Genomic DNA, 18,455 nt, shown 5'->3' with positions numbered 1-18,455 from the left:
CCTTTGCTCAGTGCTTATAAGCGGTTAAAAACATCATACTCTTAAATGGCTAAGACTAAAAACAAGAGCTTGATATTTTGAATTTTATTGTGCTCACTGGTTAGCTTTCAAAGCTATGATATTCCCTTTAACCAATCACGTTTGATTACTTCTGTAGCTGCTTCTACAGCATCTTTGAGACGATGTAATTCGTCAGCTTTTGCGTAATAACCGTATGACATTGTCTTACCGCCTTTATGTCCCAGAATGAATGCAGCTGTCAGTTCACTAATACCCGCACGACTGAACGCTGTAGCCATATGAACACGAAAACTGTGGAAGCGTTTGGTCTTATCTGTCGTGATACTCGCGGTCTTGAAGCGGCTAAAATCTCGACTCGCATTCTTGCCGTCTATACCAAACAATGAGGACTCTGGCTGTAGTGTCTTGATAAGATCTTGGATGTCGTTCATCAGCTCATCGCATAACGGTACAGTTCTCTGTGCTGCGCCAGTCTTGCCTTTACGAACGTAAAACGCCGCTAGGTTTCCTTCGATACAAACATCACAAGCTCGAAGGGCGCATATTTCACCTATACGCATACCTGTAAATAGCCCTGTTTTCACTATCAGGCGCATGCTATTTGTTTGAGTATCAGCCCATTGCATGATCTTCTGTATTTCTTCAGGACTGAACATTTGGGTTTTCTGAGTAGTACTCTCTTTATAGAATGCGAGGTCATGGTCAGAGAATGGACAGGGTCTAGGTTCAATCAGACCTATTTGCCAAGCATGTTTATATAGTGTTTTCAATCTACTGAGGTTTGCTGCCATAGTGCTGACGCTACAGCTCTCAATAGTTTGCTCAATGTAGTCAAGGACATCTTTACGATGGATAGATTCAAGCTCAACATCAAAATGACCACAGTGTTTTAAGAACTTGTCTGTAGTGGATTTCATCTTTGATATGGTGTCAGCATTTTTGCGTGAGTTACGTTGAAGCCATGAGTGCAACGATTCTCGTAAGGTTGGTCGATAACCTTCGGGGATAATGCCAGTTGTAACTGTACGTGAGGCCGCTAATTGAGCATTAGGGAAGGCTTCGGTATCAAGAATATCTTGGGTCGATAATTGATAGTACGCCTCATAAGGGTTGCCTCTGGCCTCCTGTTTGGCTTCTTTTAGTGTCTCAACAAAGGCTAGGAAAGCTCCCCTTTCATTGCTGAAAGTTGACTCTTTCTGTGCTGCTATTTCACCCAAAATTCGATCCCTACGGATACGAGCTGTTTTTATACAAGATGTACCAAGTGTGCGGGTGATGAATGTCTTGTGAGGGTAGAGGTGCGCTAACGCTTTTGGGACTCTCATATTGAACTGATAGGTGTCCTTACCACTCTTCTTAACGATGTACTTGTCCTGCAATGTTTACCCCTTTGTTGACCACAATGTTGACCCCTATGATACCTGAAAGCCTTTGTTTCTACGAGATATAGGGTTTCAAGCTGATTTAGGCGGCATGATGTGATCCTAGCTGGTTAAAATCGTTTATAGCTGCGTTACTTTGTTACTCGTGTAGAAAAACACTACACGTCGCAACAAAAAGCCTTGCTCTAAAACGATTTTTCCTGTGCTAGATTAGCAAACATCTGCGGTCTTTAGCTTAATCGCTTAAACCTAAATTCTTGTAAGAGAAAAATGAAAGCCCCGACACTGGCAACAGTGTCGGGGTTTTGTTTTTTATCTGGCAACTTGATTAAGTTTCAGGTGTACTTAACTACACTTTTTGGGATTGAAGCGCTGAAATCGTTACTAAAAGTGTAACATCGTATACTTTTACTGGTGGTTAGACAGTCTCATCTTTCTACATTGTTAGTCATTGCGGCCTAACGGCCGAGGTGAATCAAAGTCGTGGGGTTTCACCCCACACTCGACCAAAAGGGGAAAAGCGCCTGCTCCCCTTTTGGAAATCCCCCGGTGTCCCTAACGAAGTAATATGCATTGACTCTCTATTTATAAAGTAGGGCTTCGTGCTTATTCGAAAATCGCTAACGCTTCCGAAGGCTCCGCTTACATCCATGTAAAGCCCCTCCAGTTCGACAGTCCATGCCTCTCGCTCATAAGCGCGAAAATCATCGATTTTCATTTGCCCCTTCCCCGAAAGCTACGCAGACGTCCTGTCTGCGTCACGCGCCATTCTTTCAATAAAGAGTCTTCAGCGCCCTTCAGCAACTTCGCAGGGGGAGGGTGAACTTTTGTGATCTCGGTGTATGCTGTTAATCCCAAAAGAGTTATGCATGCCCTATCTTTCTTTTGATTCTAATAAAATGATTCGCCAAATATGACTTATATATGTAATGTACAATGTAAAATACATGGATGATATGAGGATTCTATGCCGTCTAACACACTTTTGAATCTTACAACACCGTGCGGCTGGGAGATTTTTGAAAAAATTTCAACCAAACAGCATAGTGGTGGAAACTTCTGTGCTAGATATAAAGTTAGAAATGCATCTGGAGAAGTTGCATTTTTAAAAGCTATGGATTTCACTAGAGCCTTTGGCTCGCATGACCCTATGGTGGCAATTAATAACATTACTTCTGAGTATTTGTTTGAGAGAGAGATTTTATATTATTGTAAGGAAATGAATCTTTCTAAGGTTGTTATACCTAAAGAGGCTGGTCAAATAACAAACCCTTTGCATTCCACACCCTTAAACAATGTTTACTATATTATTTTTGAACTTGCAGATAGTGATATGAGGCAATCGTTCATTGATAATTTAAATATTAACTGGTATGCATTTTTTAAAGCTATGCAACATATTTGCATGGGATTGGAACAACTTCATTTTGCCGGGATTGCACATCAAGATATAAAGCCTTCTAATATTCTCCATTTTAAAAAATGGAAAGTAAAATCGCTGATTTAGGTCGTGTAGTCGATGCCGGTGGACGATCACCGTATCTATCTTTGAGATTTCCTGGGGATCAAACTTATGCTCCTATCGAGATTAGGTGCGGTGTTTCTTATAAAAGTTTCCAAGATAGATATTTAACTGATATTTATTCTGTTGGAAGCCTTATATATCAATCTATAATGGGGGTTGGATTGACTCCATCACTGTCAGGAGAAGCTTTGCTTCTGCATAATGGAATATTTTCAGTTAGTTACGAAGATGCTTTGCCAACATTCTTAACAGCCTATTCTACACTGTTGGCTAGATTTTATGCTGAATGCTGTAATTTAATTAAAGATGATGATGTTGCATTGGAAGTTGTTAATGTGGTGAAGGAAATGTGCCATCCTGATTATAATAAAAGAGGAGCCCCAAAAGTAAAGTCAAGACCATACAAAATAAATATGAGGCGATACTCAAGTAAAATGGCGAATATCCAGGTAATGCTTAAAGTCAAGGGATTGTAAGATGAATAATAATTTATTCCTAATGGACAATAGGCAGCTTATTCCTAGATGGCATACGTCAAGAAAATCTATGAAGCTTCAATTTCCAGTTCTAAAGAGCCTTGAAGACAAAAAAATAAAAGAACCAGATTCATATTTAGAAGAGTACAGAGAACGATGGAAGCAAAGTAAGTTAATATATAATGCTACTGAATTGAACTCGGCATTGTTTGTTCGTGGAATGCTTGATGATCCAGACTATAAAGATACACTTAGATTTTTATTGGTAAATGAAAATTTAGTCCCTAAAGGGGTAAGTAATTTTATTCTACCTGAATTAAAACAGGTTGATAAGGAACATTATTATTCTACAGATAGAACAGCAGTATCTGTCATTATAAGGAAGTTGAAAAACATATTAAAAATTTTCCCGTCTGATGCTATGACATGGATAGATTTGGCTTTTTATTATTCAATATTGGGAGAGTATTCTAAGGCTGGAAGGGCGATTGAAGTCGGTAGAAGCATCTCTGGTGAAAATTCCTTTGTTCTGAATTCATATGCCAGATATTTAGTCCATATGGATGAGCCGGATAAGGCTGTCTGGTATTTGAATCGTTCTAAAAGTATTAAAGAAAATCCACTAACGATGAGTGCGTCATTGTCTATTTCGACATCATTTGATATCTCCGGAATAAGTGTCTCTCGAGGAAAAAAATTATTAGAGAATTTTGCTGGTAATAGTTTTTTCAAGTCTGATCTTGCCGCATGCATTGGTACTATGGAACTTATGAATGGTAATACTAAAGGTGCAAAAAAAATGTTCAAAATAGCATCTGTATCACCCTCTGAAAATACAGTATCTCAATACAACTGGTTGTACCATAAACATGGATTTAGATTGGGTAACGAGTTTGATAATTGGCCAATAACGTCACCTGAAAGCGAAGTTAATAACTTCTATGTAAGTAGGGAATATAAGAAGTGTCGTGCTAAATTATTAGAGTTACATCAGTTCCAGCCTTTCTCTGATAACGCCTTGGCCGATGCTGGATATATATCTATGGTAGGGTTGGGTGATTATGAGTTTGTTATTGAAATGTCGGACAGCAGAATCCCAAGACCTCACATGAGTTTTAAAGAGTTAAATAACTTGGTCGTGGCTAAATTACTTAAGAATAAATTAATTGATATAGATACAGATCTATTGCTTCTTACAAAGAAAGTCAAAGGAAGTGATGATGAAAATATTGGGGTTTTGAGGGCTACTTTGGGGTTGTACTTTTTGAAAGCTGGATTTGTAGAAAAAGGTGCTCGTTGCTATGAAGATGCGATTCATTTTTTTAAAAATATGGGAAGTATAAGTTCAGCGATGTTGGCAAAGCATTTCTATTCAATAGCAATGAAAGAGCATGATTTAAAGAAATATATAGAGTTAAGAGCGGAAATCGTTCCATATGCTAAAAAAAATAAGAAGTTTGAACTAATATTAAAAGATGAATAATAATACTAAAGGGAAGTACCTTTGAGACCGAATTTAGCCTCGTTGACGGTAAGCCAACGCTAACACGTATGCCTAATTTCTTAGTGAATGACGATAAAGAAATGAAAGTGCTGGAAATATATGAACGCATAGGCCACAGACCTATAGCCGCATTTGGTAACTCGGATGGCGACTTAGCCATGTTGCAATGGACCGCTGCGGGCGACGGCCTACGCTTACCTATGTATATCCACCATACCGATGACAAGCGCGAGTGGAAATACGACCGTGACTCCCATATCGGTCAACTTAATAAAGGCTTAGATGAGGCTATGGCCAAAGGCTGGCCCATGGTGGATATGAAAACGATTGGAATCGTATCTATCCCTAATCACTAACTGCTCTCCCAAGCTTTGGATTTAATAAATGGGTTTATCAATCAATTGATAGGCCCATTTTTATTGTCTGTTGAAGGGATTTGTCCTATTTGGCCATCCACTTAAGGAGTATGGCACTAAGGCTTGCTATTCCCTAAAGTGAACCCTCAGTGGATTCGATAAATACAGAGGCTGAATAGATGAACGATGAGCAATACCAGAAAGGGCTTGAGGTGCGTCGTGCTGTGATGGGCGATAGTTTTGTCGATAAGGCCCTGAGCAGCGCGACGGATTTTACTCGGCCATTGCAGGAGTTAGTGACGGCAAACTGCTGGGGGGAAGTGTGGGTGCGCGAAGGACTATCCAAGCAGACTCGCAGTTTGATAACTATTGCAACTCTGGCGGCATTAAAGGCACCCGCGGAGTTAAAAGGCCATGTGCGCGGCGCACTGCGTAACGGTTGCACAGTGGACGAAATCCAGGAAGTGCTTTTACATTCAACCATGTATTGCGGTATGCCCTCAGGCATCGAAGCCTTTAGGGCCGCGAAGGAAGTGATTGAAGAGTGGCAGGCTGAAAACGGTGAGTCCACTTGCTGATGCCGTTCACAGGAGCCTTATTGACGATGAATAAGGCTCTGCAATCACTCTTGTCTAGCTCAAATACGTGGATCAGTAGATTGACTATCGACTTGGCCTATCACACTAATCTCACTCAGGTTCGAGAGTGTTCCCCACTGCTGAATGGTCATCATGCCGGTGATTTCCTGCGCGGTAAAACTTAAGCGTAGGCCATCTTTTCGATATTCCTGCGGTAGATTTTTCGGCAGGATTTGTTTGCCATCATCGGCGACAATACCCCAAAAACCTCCTTCTAAATTCATATATCTAACAGTACCTTGAAGCATCACGCCTTCTCCTTTGACTGAAATACTGGGTTTGATAAAGGCGCTATTGTCTGGTTGTTGAGCCCGAGCAGTATCGAGTTCGTTGAGCTGCTGTGGTGCTGGTGTACCCGTTTCTGAGTCTGTTGGTTGAGTACTTTTATCAGAGAGTTTGTCAGCTTTTTCTGGAACGGTCGCTGGCTCATTGGCTGTTACTGCTGTGGACTGAGCCTGCTCATTACAGCCGAGCAAAAAGATTGCTAGCACAAGGGATGTTGAAATAGTTGTGATTGGGCGCATATTAGCTTCCTTTTCAGATCGATGCGTAATAGGACCACTCTAACAGAACCGCGGACAGAGGAGCGACAAGGTTTTTATATCTTTATGTAACGACTTCAATCTAGGAATGAGTTTCTTAGGTAAGTATTTGAAATTTGAATTTTTTGATGATTAAAGAGGTAAGGTCTGGGATACGCTTACCTCTGATAGATTCAAGCCAACGGGGTTGAAGCTTACTTTTGTAGTTGGGCCTTTGCCGCTTCAACTTTGGCGAAATCTAATCCTAGTTCAAGCACTGCTTCTTTGATTAACGCAGGATTTTGCATCACTAATGCCATAAGCTGTTGCAGTTTTTCTGGAGGGATACCCAGTTGGCCGATGATACCCATTGCCATCAATGGGTTATCTGTTAATGCTTGAAAAAGTTCGTTAATTTTAGCATCAGTGACATTGTGTTCTTTTAAGATGGCAATAATGGGATTCATTGCAATACCTTGGTGGAAGTTAAAATAATAGTGCTGATTTTATCACAGATAGCTATGAGTAGTGGATGGGCAAATAGCCCATGATTTTATTGACTATCACCCTCAATACCCGCCGTCGCAGATACAGTATGGATTTCTGTAATCGCCAACTTTCTTAATGCTTTCATAAATTAACCAATACTAATCTATTTTTGCGATTCCAATCATCGATTTTAATCGTTTCAAATACTTACAATCCTATCATTACACTGCAATTACGGTTGTGTTAACGGCATTAGCCATAGTTTGCCTCGAAACGACACAACCGAATGGATTGCTGTATGCCGTTAAACAGCAAGCGGATGGCCACCTTTAACACGCGTTAATGGGCCGAACAGGACGAAACTAGGTAACTATCATGAAAATAAACACCCTTCCTACGCTATCGGCGTTAACCTTGGCTATGTCTCTCGCATTAGGGGCAGGAGTGGCCACTGCGCAAGAGCAAGTCACTGGTAACCAATTTTGGTGGCCTGAAAAATTAAACCTAAGCCCGCTACGCCAAAATGCAGTTGAATCAAATCCTTATGGTAGTGACTACCAGTACGCCGAAGCGTTCAAATCCTTAGATCTCGAAGCCGTTAAGAAAGACATCAAAGCCGTGATGACCGAGTCTCAAGACTGGTGGCCAGCTGATTATGGTCATTATGGTCCTTTCTTTATTCGTATGGCGTGGCACAGTGCCGGTGTTTACCGGATTTTTGATGGACGCGGTGGTGCATCGGGTGGCCAACAACGTTTTGAGCCATTAAATAGCTGGCCAGATAACGTGAACTTAGATAAGGCGCGTCGCCTGCTGTGGCCAATTAAACAAAAATATGGCAGCAAGATCTCTTGGGCCGATTTAATGGTATTAACTGGTAACGTTGCCCTTGAATCCATGGGCTTTAAAACCTTCGGTTTTGCTGGTGGTCGTGTGGACGACTGGGAAGCGGAACAGGTGAACTGGGGCTCTGAAAAAGAATGGCTCGATAGCAAACGTCGCAATGAAAAGGGTGAGCTTGCCAAGCCTATGGGCGCGACTCAAATGGGGTTGATTTACGTCAACCCAGAAGGCCCGAATGGTGTCCCCGATCCGTTGGCATCTGCTAAGGAAATTCGTGACACCTTTGGTCGTATGGCGATGAATGATGAAGAAACCGTGGCACTTATCGCTGGTGGTCACACCTTTGGTAAAGCCCATGGAGCCCATGATCCGGCAAAATGCGTGGGAGCCGATCCTGCAGCTGCGGGTGTTGAAGCGCAGGGCACAGGCTGGAAAAACAAGTGCGGTAAAGGCCATTCGGAGGATACCGTCAGCAGTGGTTTAGAAGGCGCTTGGTCATCAAATCCAACCAAATGGACAATGGAATACTTAACTTGGCTGTATACCTTTGATTGGGTACAAACCAAGAGTCCTGCAGGCCATATCCAGTGGACCCCAGCCGACGGCAAGGCCGCAAATCTTGTTCCCGATGCCCATCTGCCAGATAAGCGCCATGCGCCAATGATGTTTACCAGTGATATCGCGCTGAAGGAAGATCCTATCTACCGCGAAATCACCACCCGTTTCCTTAAGAATCCAAAAGAGTTTGAGCTGGCCTTCGCTAAGGCATGGTTTAAGCTAACTCACCGCGATATGGGGCCAAAGACAAGATACTTAGGTAGCGATGTGCCAGCAGACATGCTGATTTGGCAGGACCCTATCCCTGCGGTTGATCATCCGCTTATCGATAACGCCGATATCAAAGCCTTAGGTAGCAAGATTTTGGCATCGGGCTTAACTGTACCTGAGTTAGTCAGAACCGCTTGGGCCTCGGCGAGCAGCTTCCGTGGTACTGATATGCGTGGCGGTGCAAACGGTGCGCGTATTCGCTTAGAGCCAATGATGAACTGGCAGGCTAACAATCCAAAAGAGTTGGCTAAGGTGCTGGCGAAGTTAGAGAAAGTTCAAAAAGACTTCAATAGTTCACTGAAAGGTGGCAAGAAGGTTTCTCTGGCGGATGTGATTGTCCTCGGCGGTAGCGTTGCGGTTGAAAAAGCGGCTAAGGATGCGGGTGTGAGCGTGTCAGTCCCCTTCACGCCGGGCCGTATGGATGCCACTCAGGCACAAACCGATACAGCTTCATTTGCGGTACTTGAGCCGAAGGCAGATGGTTTCCGTAACTACTATTCAAAAGACAGTAGTCACTCTCCAGCGGAAATGCTGATTGAGCGTGCCAACATGTTGAACCTGACCGTACCCGAAATGACAGTGTTAGTCGGTGGTCTGCGTGCTCTTGATGCCAACAGCGCGGGCGTTAAACACGGGGTGTTTACGAGTAAGCCTGGTACGTTGAGCAATGACTTCTTCGTTAACTTACTCGATATGTCGACTCAGTGGAGCAAGTCAGAGAAGCAAGAGGGCATCTATGAAGGACAAGATCGTAAGAGCGGCAAACTGAAATGGACCGCAACACCTGTCGACTTAGTCTTCGGTTCACACTCAGAACTGCGTGCCGTGTCTGAAGTTTATGGCGCCCAGGATGGTCAAGACCGATTCGTACACGACTTCGTTAAAGCTTGGAACAAAGTCATGAATGCAGATCGCTTCGACATCTAATTTGCGAGTGTAAACTAAAGTCCATCCGCGACCTCCTGCGCGGGTGGACTTTTTATTAGTTGCCCAGAATCGATTTTTTGGCTTCATGGGCGCAGCTTCTTGGCCTTAGAAGTTTCCTTATCGCCCTTAGCCAAGTAGTATCGGGGGAAATTTCTTCGCAGCGAATTATAAAATGATCTCAAAATCTCACCCCCATCTGGTAAGGCCCATGCGTTACTCAGGCCAAACGCTAAACCTTTGGCAGCGGGGTTTTACCGGTGTCCAAGTGCTGTTGATGATATTGGTGACCATAGCCGTGACCGTGGGGGTCACGTTTTTTGTGGTACGTAGTTATATTTTTCCTAAGCCACTGACTCCCGTTAGTTTAAATGCCAAAGATGAAGCAAAGTTGGATGATAAGCTCAGTCAATTGGGATGGCAGGCAGAACGTCGGCAACCGACAAGCCATACCGCGGCGAAAACTCCGGGAACGGCTTCTGCACAAAAAGAGGATTTACAACCCGAGCCCTACCGTGAGCGACCGGAGGATCGACAGGTGACCTTTAGCGAACGGGAAGTGAATGCCATCATCGGTCGCAATCCCGATTTTGCCCAGAGAGTTGCCATTGATTTTTCAGATAATTTAGCCAGCGCCAAAATTCTTGTGCCTATACCTCGGGATTTTCCGATCATGGCGGGGGAAATTTTACGGGTAAATGCCGGATTAGATATTCATTTAGATGCCAATCGCCGTCCTAGTGTTGTTTTAGTTGGCGTGAGTCTGATGGGCGTACCCATACCTAACGCTTGGCTTGGGAATATGAAAAATGTGAATTTGGTTAGCGAGTTTGGCGACCGAGGATTTTGGAATGCCTTTGCTGATGGCGTTGAAAATATTCAGATCCGTGAAGGCGAGCTGTATATCAAGCTGCGGCCTTAATCGTTTATTTTGATTCGTATATTTGCATAAAGTCTAAGGGACATAGGCGAATAGTGCTTGTTAGACTCCCATAAAAAATAGCCCCAAAGGAAACCGCAAATGGATGAATCAACCACTCAGCCTCAAGTTATCGGTATCAAGCAGTTGCGTTATGGTCGTGGTAATGAACTGTTAGTGGTCGATGATTGGCAATTAAATCCGGCGGAGCACTGGGCAATTTTTGCGACAGATAGCTACAGTGGCTCGCTTCTCGGGCGGATCTTGGCCGGAGATATTCAACCCGATGAGGGGCAGATAACGGGACTGCCATCGCGCATTGGCTGGGTATCACTCGGTTTACAGCAGGCCCTGCTGGAGCGCGAGTTAGCAAAGGACGAGTTAGATTATGGCTCGAGTGTGGCGTCTTTAGTGTTGGAATGCTGCCAAACGGCAGACCAATTAGCTCCACTATTACAAAAGGTTGAGCTTGAGCATTTAAAGTTGCGGGGTTTTAGGCAGCTATCGACGGGGGAAACTCGTCGAGTGATGCTGGCACGCGCTTTGGCTTGTCTGCCTAAGCTTTTGATCTTAGACGATCCTTATGCCGGGCTAGACATTGAACATCAGTTAAGTTTGTCGCGCTTACTCACTGAGATCGGTGAGCATACTCAGTTACTGATCATTACCTCGCGCCAAGAAGAGTTACCTCCTTGCATTAGCCATGTGGGGTTATTTAATAGCGAGATGCTCAAATCGGGGCAGAGTGTGCACAAACTCAGCCCGCCCATGTCGATTGACCAATGGCGTAATCATCCGGTGATGGCGCAGCTTAATGCCCTGTCGGCGACGCGCAGTGAGGAGCTATTAGCGCTGATGGAGCGTCAGCGCCATAATGCTGAGGCCTTTGATCCGTTGGTCGAGATCAAAAATGGCAAGGTGGAGTATGTCAGCGGTTTAATTTTCAGTGGTGTGAATTGGCGCATTAGCGCGGGGCAACATTGGCAAGTTCGTGGCCCCAATGGTTGTGGTAAGAGTACTTTACTGGGGCTGATCCTAGGGGATCACCCGCAATGCTATAGCAATGATATTACCCTCTTTGGCCGACCGCGCGGCAGTGGTGAGAGTATTTGGCAGATTAAACAACGGATTGGCATAGTGTCATCGGCACTACATCTGCAATATCGGGTGAGTTGCTCGGCGCTTGATGTCTTGCTGTCGGGCTTTTTCGATTCCATTGGCCTGTACCATAAGCCCACTAAACCCCAATTGGATCTGGCGAAGGAGTGGCTCACCATTTTGCATATGAGTGAGTTTGCGACCACGGGATTTAAGCAACTGGATTATGGGCAGCAGCGTTTATTATTAATCGGCAGAGCGTTGATTAAGCAGCCCTTATTATTGATTTTGGATGAACCGTATCAGGGATTAGATTTTATCAATCGCACCTTAGTGATGCGGGCATTGGATATGATCGCCGAGCATCATCTCAGTCAATTGCTCTATGTGTCCCACCATAGGGAAGACGCTCTGCCTTCAATTAAAAACTTTGTCGATTTTATCAAACAGGATGAAGGTTATTCGGTTGAGGTGAGTTTGGTCGAGTGATGTGAAACCCATAACACTCGATGGGTAGAACTGTGATAACGCCCTCGGTTTAAATGGGGTAAATGGCAATAATAGTTTCTGGCCTACGCCAAAAACTAATTAAAGGTGAGTAGAAGATGATATCTACTTACCGATATTTACCCTTGAGGTGCCATCACGAATGCCAAGACCCAAAAAATGCCGCCAATTATCGAGTTGTGTGCCCTGTAGTTTATTTAAACCTAATGGCATACCGGCGGCTAACTTACCCCAGATCCTACTCGCCGCAGACGAGTTTGAGGCTTTAGAACTTGGCGATGTTAAGCGCTTGAGTCAGCTTGAGGCCGCCGCACAAATGGGGATCTCACGGCAAACCTTTGGTTATCTACTCGCCAGTGCCCGTCAAAAAGTGGCAACCGCAGTCACTCAAGGACTGGTGTTGAAATTACCGACTCCAAACGATAAGGACCCAGTATGATTATCGCTCTTCCTATCAGCCGTGGACGACTCGCCAGCCATTTTACTAAGGCGCAGCAAGTTCATTTTTTTGATGAAAATCACCAGCTTTTAATTTCTGTCCCTAACCCGGCCCTTGGCGGAAATTGCCAAGATAAAAAAGCATTGTTGGATGTCATTCGCGCCCAGAGGACCAACATTGTTGTTGTGCAACATATTGGTGAGCGCATGTTAGCTAAGTTACTCGATGCTGGGATCAGTGTGAGTCGAGGGAATAATCAATTATCGATAGCGACTCTGCTCGCCCAGAGTCAGGATGTGAATTTGCGCTTAACCGAAGCGTCACAGGGGCGGGCATCCCTTAAGCATTTAGCTAAGGGCGGGTGCTGTGGTGCTAAAGGTAGCTGTAGTTGCAGCGGTAAGGTTAAGGCAAGTAAAACCATGGTGAGTCTAAGTCTCCCTACATCGACATTCACCTTAGGCAAGCCCATCGCATACAGCGGCTTTAGACCACTGCAAAAATAGCGCTAACTTTCTTTGAGTAATCCATAGGGGCGAGCAATCGCCCCTTTGAGATCGCCGAGGGAAAACACTTTTGAAAAGCGCGCAAAGCTTCTGCCATAAAATACTGTTTCTACCACAGGTAGACTAAAGACATTATGGCTGGCGGCAATCGCTACTTGAGCCTCACAGTCGATATAGGCCATACGCATCAGCGGGAATTCTTGCGCTAACATCTCTGCAATTCTCGGCTTGAGCGTTTGACATACGCCACAGTCTGGCGCACCAAATAACAGCAGCACAGCAGCGTGCTCAGTTAACAAGGACTCAAGCATCTCAGGTGAATCAATTTGTTGTATTAAATCAGTGTGCATACATTGCCATATGGAGTTGATATCTGAGTTTGGGTTATGTGTTTTTAGAGTTAAAGCCAGCCCATTGTTGCTGCGCTGCTACCTGTGCAATGTGCTTATGTTTAACTTTAGCCTAACCGCACCATTGGCGTTCGCAGGGGATACCATCTCCGTCACCATCCATAAGCATTTTCTATGTCCTTAATATATGCCGTTTTGCCGATACAGCCGATCTTAGGTTAATAGGTCAGCGATTCAATGTTGGCTGCTAAGTTACTCAAGCATAGGAAGTTTTGCAATTTTTTATCTTAGATTTGCTTATCTATGAGTCATTCATTTTAGATGTATGACGGCGGAGACTTGAGCTGTGTGCGCAAAGGTTGGCATTTTTATAAATTCAACATAAACAATGATTTGTATCTATTTCAAACAAAACGAATAAAAAGTGTACATTAAAACTTGCATTATTACTGTGTGCTGCATAGTATTTGCTGTGTGGCGCACAGTGTGTGTGACACAGTGTTCAAGATAGGAATTTGACCATGACAAGTTCACAGCTAGTCAAAATGCGACTCGAGTTGCGCCGTGGGGTATTAGTGTTGGCGGTACTGGGATTATTAAAACAACCCCACTACGGTTATTCGCTCCGCAAACAGTTGCAGGAGGGCGGTATCGATATTGACGAAGGGACGCTGTATCCCTTAGTGCGCCGCCTAGCCGATCAAGGATTGTTGGATAGTGAGTGGCGACAGGCCGAGGGGCGTGAGCGTCGTTATTACCAATTGTCGTCATTGGGAGCCGAGTTGCTCAGTCAGCTTACCGATGAATGGCAGCAACTTAATGGTGCCTTGGCTTTTTTGCTAGAGCAAAGCGCCGACACTAATAGCGCTGATATTAACCGCGCAGACGAGAATGCAGAGGAGATTTGATATGGAATTAGTCGACCGCTATATCGCCGCGGTGCAGCGAGAATTGCCCGAGAATAAACGTCAGGAAATTGGCCGTGAATTAAAGGCCAATATCTGCGACCAATTGGATGCTCTGTCTGAACAAGGTGAATTGACCGAATCACAAATTGCCGCGGTATTAAAGCAAATGGGTCATCCCTGTAAGGTCGCGCAGCAATTTGTACCCTCTGTACCTATTATCGCCTCTGAGGATATTCCGCTGTTTAAACATACCCTGTTTATGGTGCTTGGCGTGTTGTTTGTGCTGCAGATTGTGGGCGGTACGACGCAATGGTTGGGCTCGACAGAGGGAAATCTATTCGGGTTTATCAAGCATATAATCAGTGGTTTTATCGGCGATGCCAGTCTTGCCATTACCGCGATTGGCTTGTCCTTTTGGAGTTTTTCGGCCCAGGGGAAACCTATTTCGGGCAGTAATTGCCAAAAATGGCAGCCGCAGAATTTGCCAAAGGTCGGGCCCGGTTGGCAGCATATTAGCCTAAGCGATGTGTTTACCGATCTGGCGACATATCTCTTTCTCCTGCTGGTGATCTGGTGTTCTATGTGGATGAGTAGCGAGCAATTAGCTGCGCGTACTGTGATTTTTAGTGCTAATGCCCAGCAATTACTGCAATGGTTTAGCCCTATTATTCTGCTGTCAATGGGGAATAGCCTGTGGCAACTACGCCGGCGAGTGTGGACTACTGAATTGTTATTGGCGAATGTGGGGATCAATCTTGCTTATGCCTTGTTCTTAGTTGTTCTGGCCTTTAGTTCGCCACTATTACAAAGCCAAGTACAAAGTGCTGAATTACAAGGGAGGTTTACACTACTGCAGTTAGAACAATGGCTCAGTCATAGTCTAGTGATTGCCGCTATGTTCCCAGGCTATGAGGTGATTCGCGATGGGCTGCGTTGGCGTAAATTGGCACAGCAATAGGGTTTAACCAATTCCCTTAAGGCTCATTTTATTGGTTTTTTCATCGAATACATGGCCTGATCTGCATGATTGATCAGGCTTTTTGCATCTGTCCCATTATCTGGATAAACCGCCGAGCCTATGCTGGCACCTATATGTATTAAGTGGCCGTCAATTGTGTATGGCTTAGTGACTGCGTGGACAATTTTTTCCTGTAATATCTGGACGTTTTCGGCATTGGGTAAATGTTCTAAGAGGATCACAAATTCATCACCACCAAGGCGTGTGATGGTATCGATTTGCCGAATGGCAGAGGAGAGCCGTTTCGCCACTTGCTGCAGCAGTTTGTCGCCGACATCGTGACCAAACTGGTCATTTATCGGCTTAAAGTTATCTAAGTCCAAAAACAATACTGCAAAAATACCTTTGGTTCTCTGAACATGCACTATGGCTTGTTCGAGCTTAGCGTAGAACAGCACCCGATTGGGCAGATTAGTTAGGGCATCGTGGTGAGCGATATGACGCAGGTATTCTTCCTCTGCCTTACGCTCGGAAATATCTGTGATGACGATGACAAAATGAGTGAGCAGATCCTGATCATTGCGTACTGTATTGATACGTAAACTGAGTGAAAGTTTGTCGCCCAATGGGGTTTCCTTGAGAATTTCACCTTGCCATTGTTCGCCCTGTTGCAACAGGTTTAACATAGCTTGGTAAGCGTCTTCAGTTTCATGCCCTGTATTGATAAAGCGTGCCGCATCCCCCTGTAAATTCTGTTGGGTAAAGCCTGTGATATCTGTAAAAGCTTGATTAATTGAAATAATACTTAGTTTTGGATCGGTAATGATGATGCCATCGGTACTGGCATTGAATACGGTTGCTGCGAGTCTAAGTTTATCTTCGGCCTGTTTACTGGCACTTAAGTCCATAAAATAAGCCACCCCTTCCTGATCACTCCCATTTAAGAAACTGGCCCCTAACATCACAGGGATTAAGGCGCCGTCCTTGCTGATGAGTTGTTTTTCATACTGTTGGCAGTGGCCATATTGCACTAACTCGGTAATGGCGATGGCATCTCTCGCTTCACATTCTGGCGGTGTGAGTGAGCGCCAGTTAATTAGGCCCGAGGCTAAGTCAGCGCGGTCGAAATTGAGCATCTTGAGGAAATGATCATTAGCATCTTGGATGGTGCCATCGAGCCGCCATGAAATAATGCCAATGGTGTTAGAGTTTTTCAGGCTGTTAAAACGAGATTCACTCATGAGCAACAGTTGTTCGGACTTGGCAATGTTGTTGATAATGTGCCGACTGGTGAAGATAACAATGCCGATAAACAGCAATAGTGCGCCGAGGCTAATCAGCCATGTCATTTGCTTTACCCAGCGTGCTCCTTCACTGAGGATCTCAGAGAAGGCAATTTCGAGGTGGAGTAATTCACCATTGGCCTCAATCAACTGTTGGCGATACTGTGCAAGGATTTCTGGTCTGCCACCAAATTGATTGATTTCATTATGTATATTTTCAGCGAGTCGCATTACAGACTTGAAACGTTCGTCGGCTAAGCTCCACAATTGAATAGCTTTTTGCATATGGGGTGTCGAGTGAAAGTGACGGAAAAACCAAATGAGCGACTCGGTATCCTGCTCGTGATTGAGGCCCTGAATAAAACCGAGTTTTGCGGTTTGTTCATCGACTGGAACTGAGAGTAAGGCCTGACGGGCCTGATTATCACCCAAGATAACGCTGGTTGCGGCGAGGTAGCGATGGTAGTCCACTTCATCTTTATCGTAGGAGTAATGTGTGAGGTAGAAGATGGCATCTTTTTGTGCCTTAGCCCACAAACCTTCCCCACGGACATAGGTGCGTACACCATCAAAAATATTGCCTTGAAGATACACTAGATTGACTAAAACGATACAGACCCCAACAAACATCCCTATAATTAATAGTACCTTAGCAACCGTTGAACGAGTTCGTTGCCGTAAAATAGCTAATGTGCGCGCGAACTGAGTCCCCATCTTTATGCTCCACAACCAATACAGTGGTGCCACTGCAGAGTGGGCAGCTTAGGGGGAAGGAGTGAATCAATTTGCCTGCTATTTTTGAAGGTTATTTTGTTGTTCATCTGTTCCTTAGATTGATTGTGCCACATGTTAAATCAAAGTACTGCTTGGTTGTGGGTCAGCCTCTTCGTTGGGCAATGCACTGTCAGTTAAGCCATATATGTCAGCGACATACTTTAGATAACACTAAAACGCTTTGAAATTAAGTCAATGAAATAATTGAAACAAGATTGGCTATGCCGATTGCGTTATTGTGGGGTATCGCCATTATTTATTGCATCATTAAGCGATTTTCGCGCCTGCTGTTTATAGGTTTCAAATATGCCTTCTTGTTTCATCTGTTTTAGCTCCCGAGCAAGATTTACGGCGAGTGCCGCGTGACGTTTATTCAGGTAACCATAGCTAGTGAGTTCTTCTAGGGTGGCAATCGCGATGATCTCGCTACCTTGAAACTCTGGGGTTTGTAATAGATCCAATGAGCTTGCCTCTGTATCAATATAGATATCGATTCGGTCGCGGAGCATTTTACGAAAAGAGCTCACAGGGGATGAGGATTCCGTCAGGCGCTCCTCTGGAATGAGTCCCTTTAGCTTTTGTTCTGCGAGGAACACGCCTCGATAGTATTCGATCTTATATCGACTCTTTTGCAGTGCTTGCCAGTTGGTAATCTTGATTTTGGGATTGTGTGCGAAGGCAATTAAATGGGTATCGACAACCGGTTCCTCGATGCGAATGAGGTTGGTAAACTTCTCGCCATAACGAAATACGCGCCCCGGCTCGCCATCCACTTTTCCTGAGTCCGCCATCATACTGGCGCGGGCAGCGGGAACCACTTGATAGGAGAAGCCATAGCCTAAGCGTTCAAAGGCTTGAGTGTAAATCAGCTCAGCCCATTTAAAGTAGAAGTTGTGTTTGGGGTCCTCATAAAACGCCATGGTAATGATAGGTTTATCAGCAAGTGCCGCTGTGGTTTCTGCTGTGGATTTACTGGTCGCATGAACAGAGAGACAAAAGAATAGGCCTATCAACACACTCCAAATGCGCATATTGCTCCGTCGCTGCATAACCTGTTCCTAGCCGTGTTGAGTTAACTAGAGTATAGCTAGCCTGATAAATGGGTTCATTTTTATTCAAATTTAATCATCCGTTTCCATGAGCTCACATCAATAGGACATTAAAACGTGATCTGCTGGTGGTCAAACTTAACGTCTTGCATATTGTTAG

The 18,455-nt window shown here is 44.5% G+C and carries 19 protein-coding genes; 12 read left to right on the top strand and 7 right to left on the bottom strand.

Annotated features, from left to right (window positions below; translation table 11 throughout):
* Positions 1–113: 113 nt before the first annotated feature.
* Complete coding sequence (locus tag SOHN41_RS15020) at positions 114–1,400, bottom strand: tyrosine-type recombinase/integrase (RefSeq protein ID WP_007650580.1); 1,287 nt, start codon at positions 1,398–1,400, stop codon at positions 114–116.
* A 970-nt stretch (positions 1,401–2,370) separates the two neighbouring features.
* On the opposite strand from SOHN41_RS15020, the gene SOHN41_RS15010 reads away from it, so the two are divergent.
* The 5 genes from SOHN41_RS15010 (at position 2,371) to SOHN41_RS14990 (ending at position 5,842) form a co-directional block, all read left to right on the top strand.
* Positions 2,371–2,910, top strand: coding sequence for a protein kinase domain-containing protein (locus SOHN41_RS15010; RefSeq protein WP_037459317.1), 540 nt, complete (start codon positions 2,371–2,373; stop codon positions 2,908–2,910).
* Complete coding sequence (locus SOHN41_RS15005) at positions 2,886–3,404, top strand: hypothetical protein (RefSeq protein ID WP_037459315.1); 519 nt, start codon at positions 2,886–2,888, stop codon at positions 3,402–3,404. The genes SOHN41_RS15010 and SOHN41_RS15005 overlap by 25 nt, the downstream gene beginning before the upstream one ends.
* Before the next feature lies 1 nt (position 3,405).
* Positions 3,406–4,887, top strand: a complete 1,482-nt coding sequence (locus tag SOHN41_RS15000) for a hypothetical protein (RefSeq protein WP_007650574.1) — start codon at positions 3,406–3,408, stop codon at positions 4,885–4,887.
* Positions 4,888–4,955: 68 nt separating this feature from the next.
* Complete coding sequence (locus SOHN41_RS14995; RefSeq protein WP_007650573.1) at positions 4,956–5,264, top strand: hypothetical protein; 309 nt, start codon at positions 4,956–4,958, stop codon at positions 5,262–5,264.
* A 179-nt stretch (positions 5,265–5,443) separates the two neighbouring features.
* Positions 5,444–5,842, top strand: a complete 399-nt coding sequence (locus SOHN41_RS14990; RefSeq protein ID WP_007650571.1) for a carboxymuconolactone decarboxylase family protein — start codon at positions 5,444–5,446, stop codon at positions 5,840–5,842.
* A gap of 59 nt (positions 5,843–5,901) precedes the next feature.
* Here SOHN41_RS14990 and SOHN41_RS14985 read toward each other — a convergent pair whose 3' ends face one another.
* Together SOHN41_RS14985 and SOHN41_RS14980 are read right to left on the bottom strand one after the other, a co-directional pair.
* Positions 5,902–6,426, bottom strand: a complete 525-nt coding sequence (locus tag SOHN41_RS14985) for a hypothetical protein (protein ID WP_007650569.1) — start codon at positions 6,424–6,426, stop codon at positions 5,902–5,904.
* Positions 6,427–6,638: 212 nt separating this feature from the next.
* Positions 6,639–6,890, bottom strand: a complete 252-nt coding sequence (locus tag SOHN41_RS14980; protein WP_007650566.1) for a DUF2999 family protein — start codon at positions 6,888–6,890, stop codon at positions 6,639–6,641.
* Positions 6,891–7,287: 397 nt separating this feature from the next.
* Between SOHN41_RS14980 and katG the strand changes: the two genes are divergently transcribed.
* The 5 genes from katG to SOHN41_RS14955 all read left to right on the top strand — a co-directional run bounded on the left by katG (position 7,288) and on the right by SOHN41_RS14955 (position 12,973).
* Positions 7,288–9,510, top strand: coding sequence for a catalase/peroxidase HPI (gene katG / locus SOHN41_RS14975; protein WP_007650560.1), 2,223 nt, complete (start codon positions 7,288–7,290; stop codon positions 9,508–9,510).
* A gap of 172 nt (positions 9,511–9,682) precedes the next feature.
* Positions 9,683–10,429, top strand: a complete 747-nt coding sequence (locus SOHN41_RS14970; RefSeq protein ID WP_037459312.1) for a hypothetical protein — start codon at positions 9,683–9,685, stop codon at positions 10,427–10,429.
* A gap of 99 nt (positions 10,430–10,528) precedes the next feature.
* Positions 10,529–12,013, top strand: a complete 1,485-nt coding sequence (locus SOHN41_RS14965; RefSeq protein ID WP_007650556.1) for an ATP-binding cassette domain-containing protein — start codon at positions 10,529–10,531, stop codon at positions 12,011–12,013.
* 160 nt (positions 12,014–12,173) lie between these two features.
* Positions 12,174–12,470 (top strand): DUF134 domain-containing protein, encoded by a 297-nt coding sequence (locus tag SOHN41_RS14960; RefSeq protein ID WP_007650554.1) that lies wholly within the window; start codon positions 12,174–12,176, stop codon positions 12,468–12,470.
* The gene (locus SOHN41_RS14955; RefSeq protein ID WP_007650551.1) at positions 12,467–12,973 is read left to right on the top strand and encodes a NifB/NifX family molybdenum-iron cluster-binding protein; all 507 of its coding nucleotides are present in this window, start codon (positions 12,467–12,469) and stop codon (positions 12,971–12,973) included. The genes SOHN41_RS14960 and SOHN41_RS14955 overlap by 4 nt, the downstream gene beginning before the upstream one ends.
* 2 nt (positions 12,974–12,975) lie before the next feature.
* On the opposite strand, the gene SOHN41_RS14950 is transcribed toward SOHN41_RS14955, so the two are convergent.
* The gene (locus SOHN41_RS14950) at positions 12,976–13,323 is read right to left on the bottom strand and encodes a thioredoxin family protein (RefSeq protein ID WP_007650549.1); all 348 of its coding nucleotides are present in this window, start codon (positions 13,321–13,323) and stop codon (positions 12,976–12,978) included.
* 112 nt (positions 13,324–13,435) lie between these two features.
* Positions 13,436–13,486 (bottom strand): excalibur calcium-binding domain-containing protein, encoded by a 51-nt coding sequence (locus SOHN41_RS20645; protein WP_420705325.1) that lies wholly within the window; start codon positions 13,484–13,486, stop codon positions 13,436–13,438.
* Between the two features lie 358 nt (positions 13,487–13,844).
* On the opposite strand from SOHN41_RS20645, the gene SOHN41_RS14945 reads away from it, so the two are divergent.
* Both SOHN41_RS14945 and SOHN41_RS14940 read left to right on the top strand, forming a co-directional pair.
* Positions 13,845–14,231: a PadR family transcriptional regulator gene (locus SOHN41_RS14945; protein WP_007650545.1), complete on the top strand. Its 387-nt coding sequence runs from the start codon at positions 13,845–13,847 to the stop codon at positions 14,229–14,231.
* A 1-nt stretch (position 14,232) separates the two neighbouring features.
* Positions 14,233–15,189 (top strand): hypothetical protein, encoded by a 957-nt coding sequence (locus SOHN41_RS14940; RefSeq protein WP_007650543.1) that lies wholly within the window; start codon positions 14,233–14,235, stop codon positions 15,187–15,189.
* Between the two features lie 23 nt (positions 15,190–15,212).
* On the opposite strand, the gene SOHN41_RS14935 is transcribed toward SOHN41_RS14940, so the two are convergent.
* Together SOHN41_RS14935 and SOHN41_RS14930 are read right to left on the bottom strand one after the other, a co-directional pair.
* On the bottom strand, positions 15,213–17,186 hold the full coding sequence (locus tag SOHN41_RS14935; protein WP_007650541.1) for a sensor domain-containing diguanylate cyclase: 1,974 nt from the start codon (positions 17,184–17,186) through the stop codon (positions 15,213–15,215).
* Positions 17,187–17,479: 293 nt separating this feature from the next.
* On the bottom strand, positions 17,480–18,295 hold the full coding sequence (locus tag SOHN41_RS14930) for a hypothetical protein (RefSeq protein ID WP_037459309.1): 816 nt from the start codon (positions 18,293–18,295) through the stop codon (positions 17,480–17,482).
* Positions 18,296–18,455: the final 160 nt, after the last annotated feature.

The sequence above is a fragment of the Shewanella sp. HN-41 genome (genome assembly GCF_000217915.1).
Classification (GTDB): Bacteria; Pseudomonadota; Gammaproteobacteria; order Enterobacterales; family Shewanellaceae; genus Shewanella.
This window is presented reverse-complemented; position numbering and strand designations above follow the sequence as displayed.

Excerpts from the sequence above, each read along its gene's own strand:
- SOHN41_RS15010 (WP_037459317.1), top strand. The coding sequence starts at position 2,371 with ATGCCGTCTAACACACTTTTGAATCTTACAACACCGTGCGGCTGGGAG.
- SOHN41_RS15005 (WP_037459315.1), top strand. The coding sequence starts at position 2,886 with ATGGAAAGTAAAATCGCTGATTTAGGTCGTGTAGTCGATGCCGGTGGA.
- SOHN41_RS15000 (WP_007650574.1), top strand. The coding sequence starts at position 3,406 with ATGAATAATAATTTATTCCTAATGGACAATAGGCAGCTTATTCCTAGA.
- SOHN41_RS14995 (WP_007650573.1), top strand. The coding sequence starts at position 4,956 with ATGCCTAATTTCTTAGTGAATGACGATAAAGAAATGAAAGTGCTGGAA.
- SOHN41_RS14990 (WP_007650571.1), top strand. The coding sequence starts at position 5,444 with ATGAACGATGAGCAATACCAGAAAGGGCTTGAGGTGCGTCGTGCTGTG.
- SOHN41_RS14985 (WP_007650569.1), bottom strand. The coding sequence starts at position 6,426 with ATGCGCCCAATCACAACTATTTCAACATCCCTTGTGCTAGCAATCTTT.
- SOHN41_RS14980 (WP_007650566.1), bottom strand. The coding sequence starts at position 6,890 with ATGAATCCCATTATTGCCATCTTAAAAGAACACAATGTCACTGATGCT.
- katG (WP_007650560.1), top strand. The coding sequence starts at position 7,288 with ATGAAAATAAACACCCTTCCTACGCTATCGGCGTTAACCTTGGCTATG.
- SOHN41_RS14970 (WP_037459312.1), top strand. The coding sequence starts at position 9,683 with ATGATCTCAAAATCTCACCCCCATCTGGTAAGGCCCATGCGTTACTCA.
- SOHN41_RS14965 (WP_007650556.1), top strand. The coding sequence starts at position 10,529 with ATGGATGAATCAACCACTCAGCCTCAAGTTATCGGTATCAAGCAGTTG.
- SOHN41_RS14960 (WP_007650554.1), top strand. The coding sequence starts at position 12,174 with ATGCCAAGACCCAAAAAATGCCGCCAATTATCGAGTTGTGTGCCCTGT.
- SOHN41_RS14955 (WP_007650551.1), top strand. The coding sequence starts at position 12,467 with ATGATTATCGCTCTTCCTATCAGCCGTGGACGACTCGCCAGCCATTTT.
- SOHN41_RS14950 (WP_007650549.1), bottom strand. The coding sequence starts at position 13,323 with ATGCACACTGATTTAATACAACAAATTGATTCACCTGAGATGCTTGAG.
- SOHN41_RS14945 (WP_007650545.1), top strand. The coding sequence starts at position 13,845 with ATGACAAGTTCACAGCTAGTCAAAATGCGACTCGAGTTGCGCCGTGGG.
- SOHN41_RS14940 (WP_007650543.1), top strand. The coding sequence starts at position 14,233 with ATGGAATTAGTCGACCGCTATATCGCCGCGGTGCAGCGAGAATTGCCC.
- SOHN41_RS14935 (WP_007650541.1), bottom strand. The coding sequence starts at position 17,186 with ATGGGGACTCAGTTCGCGCGCACATTAGCTATTTTACGGCAACGAACT.
- SOHN41_RS14930 (WP_037459309.1), bottom strand. The coding sequence starts at position 18,295 with ATGCAGCGACGGAGCAATATGCGCATTTGGAGTGTGTTGATAGGCCTA.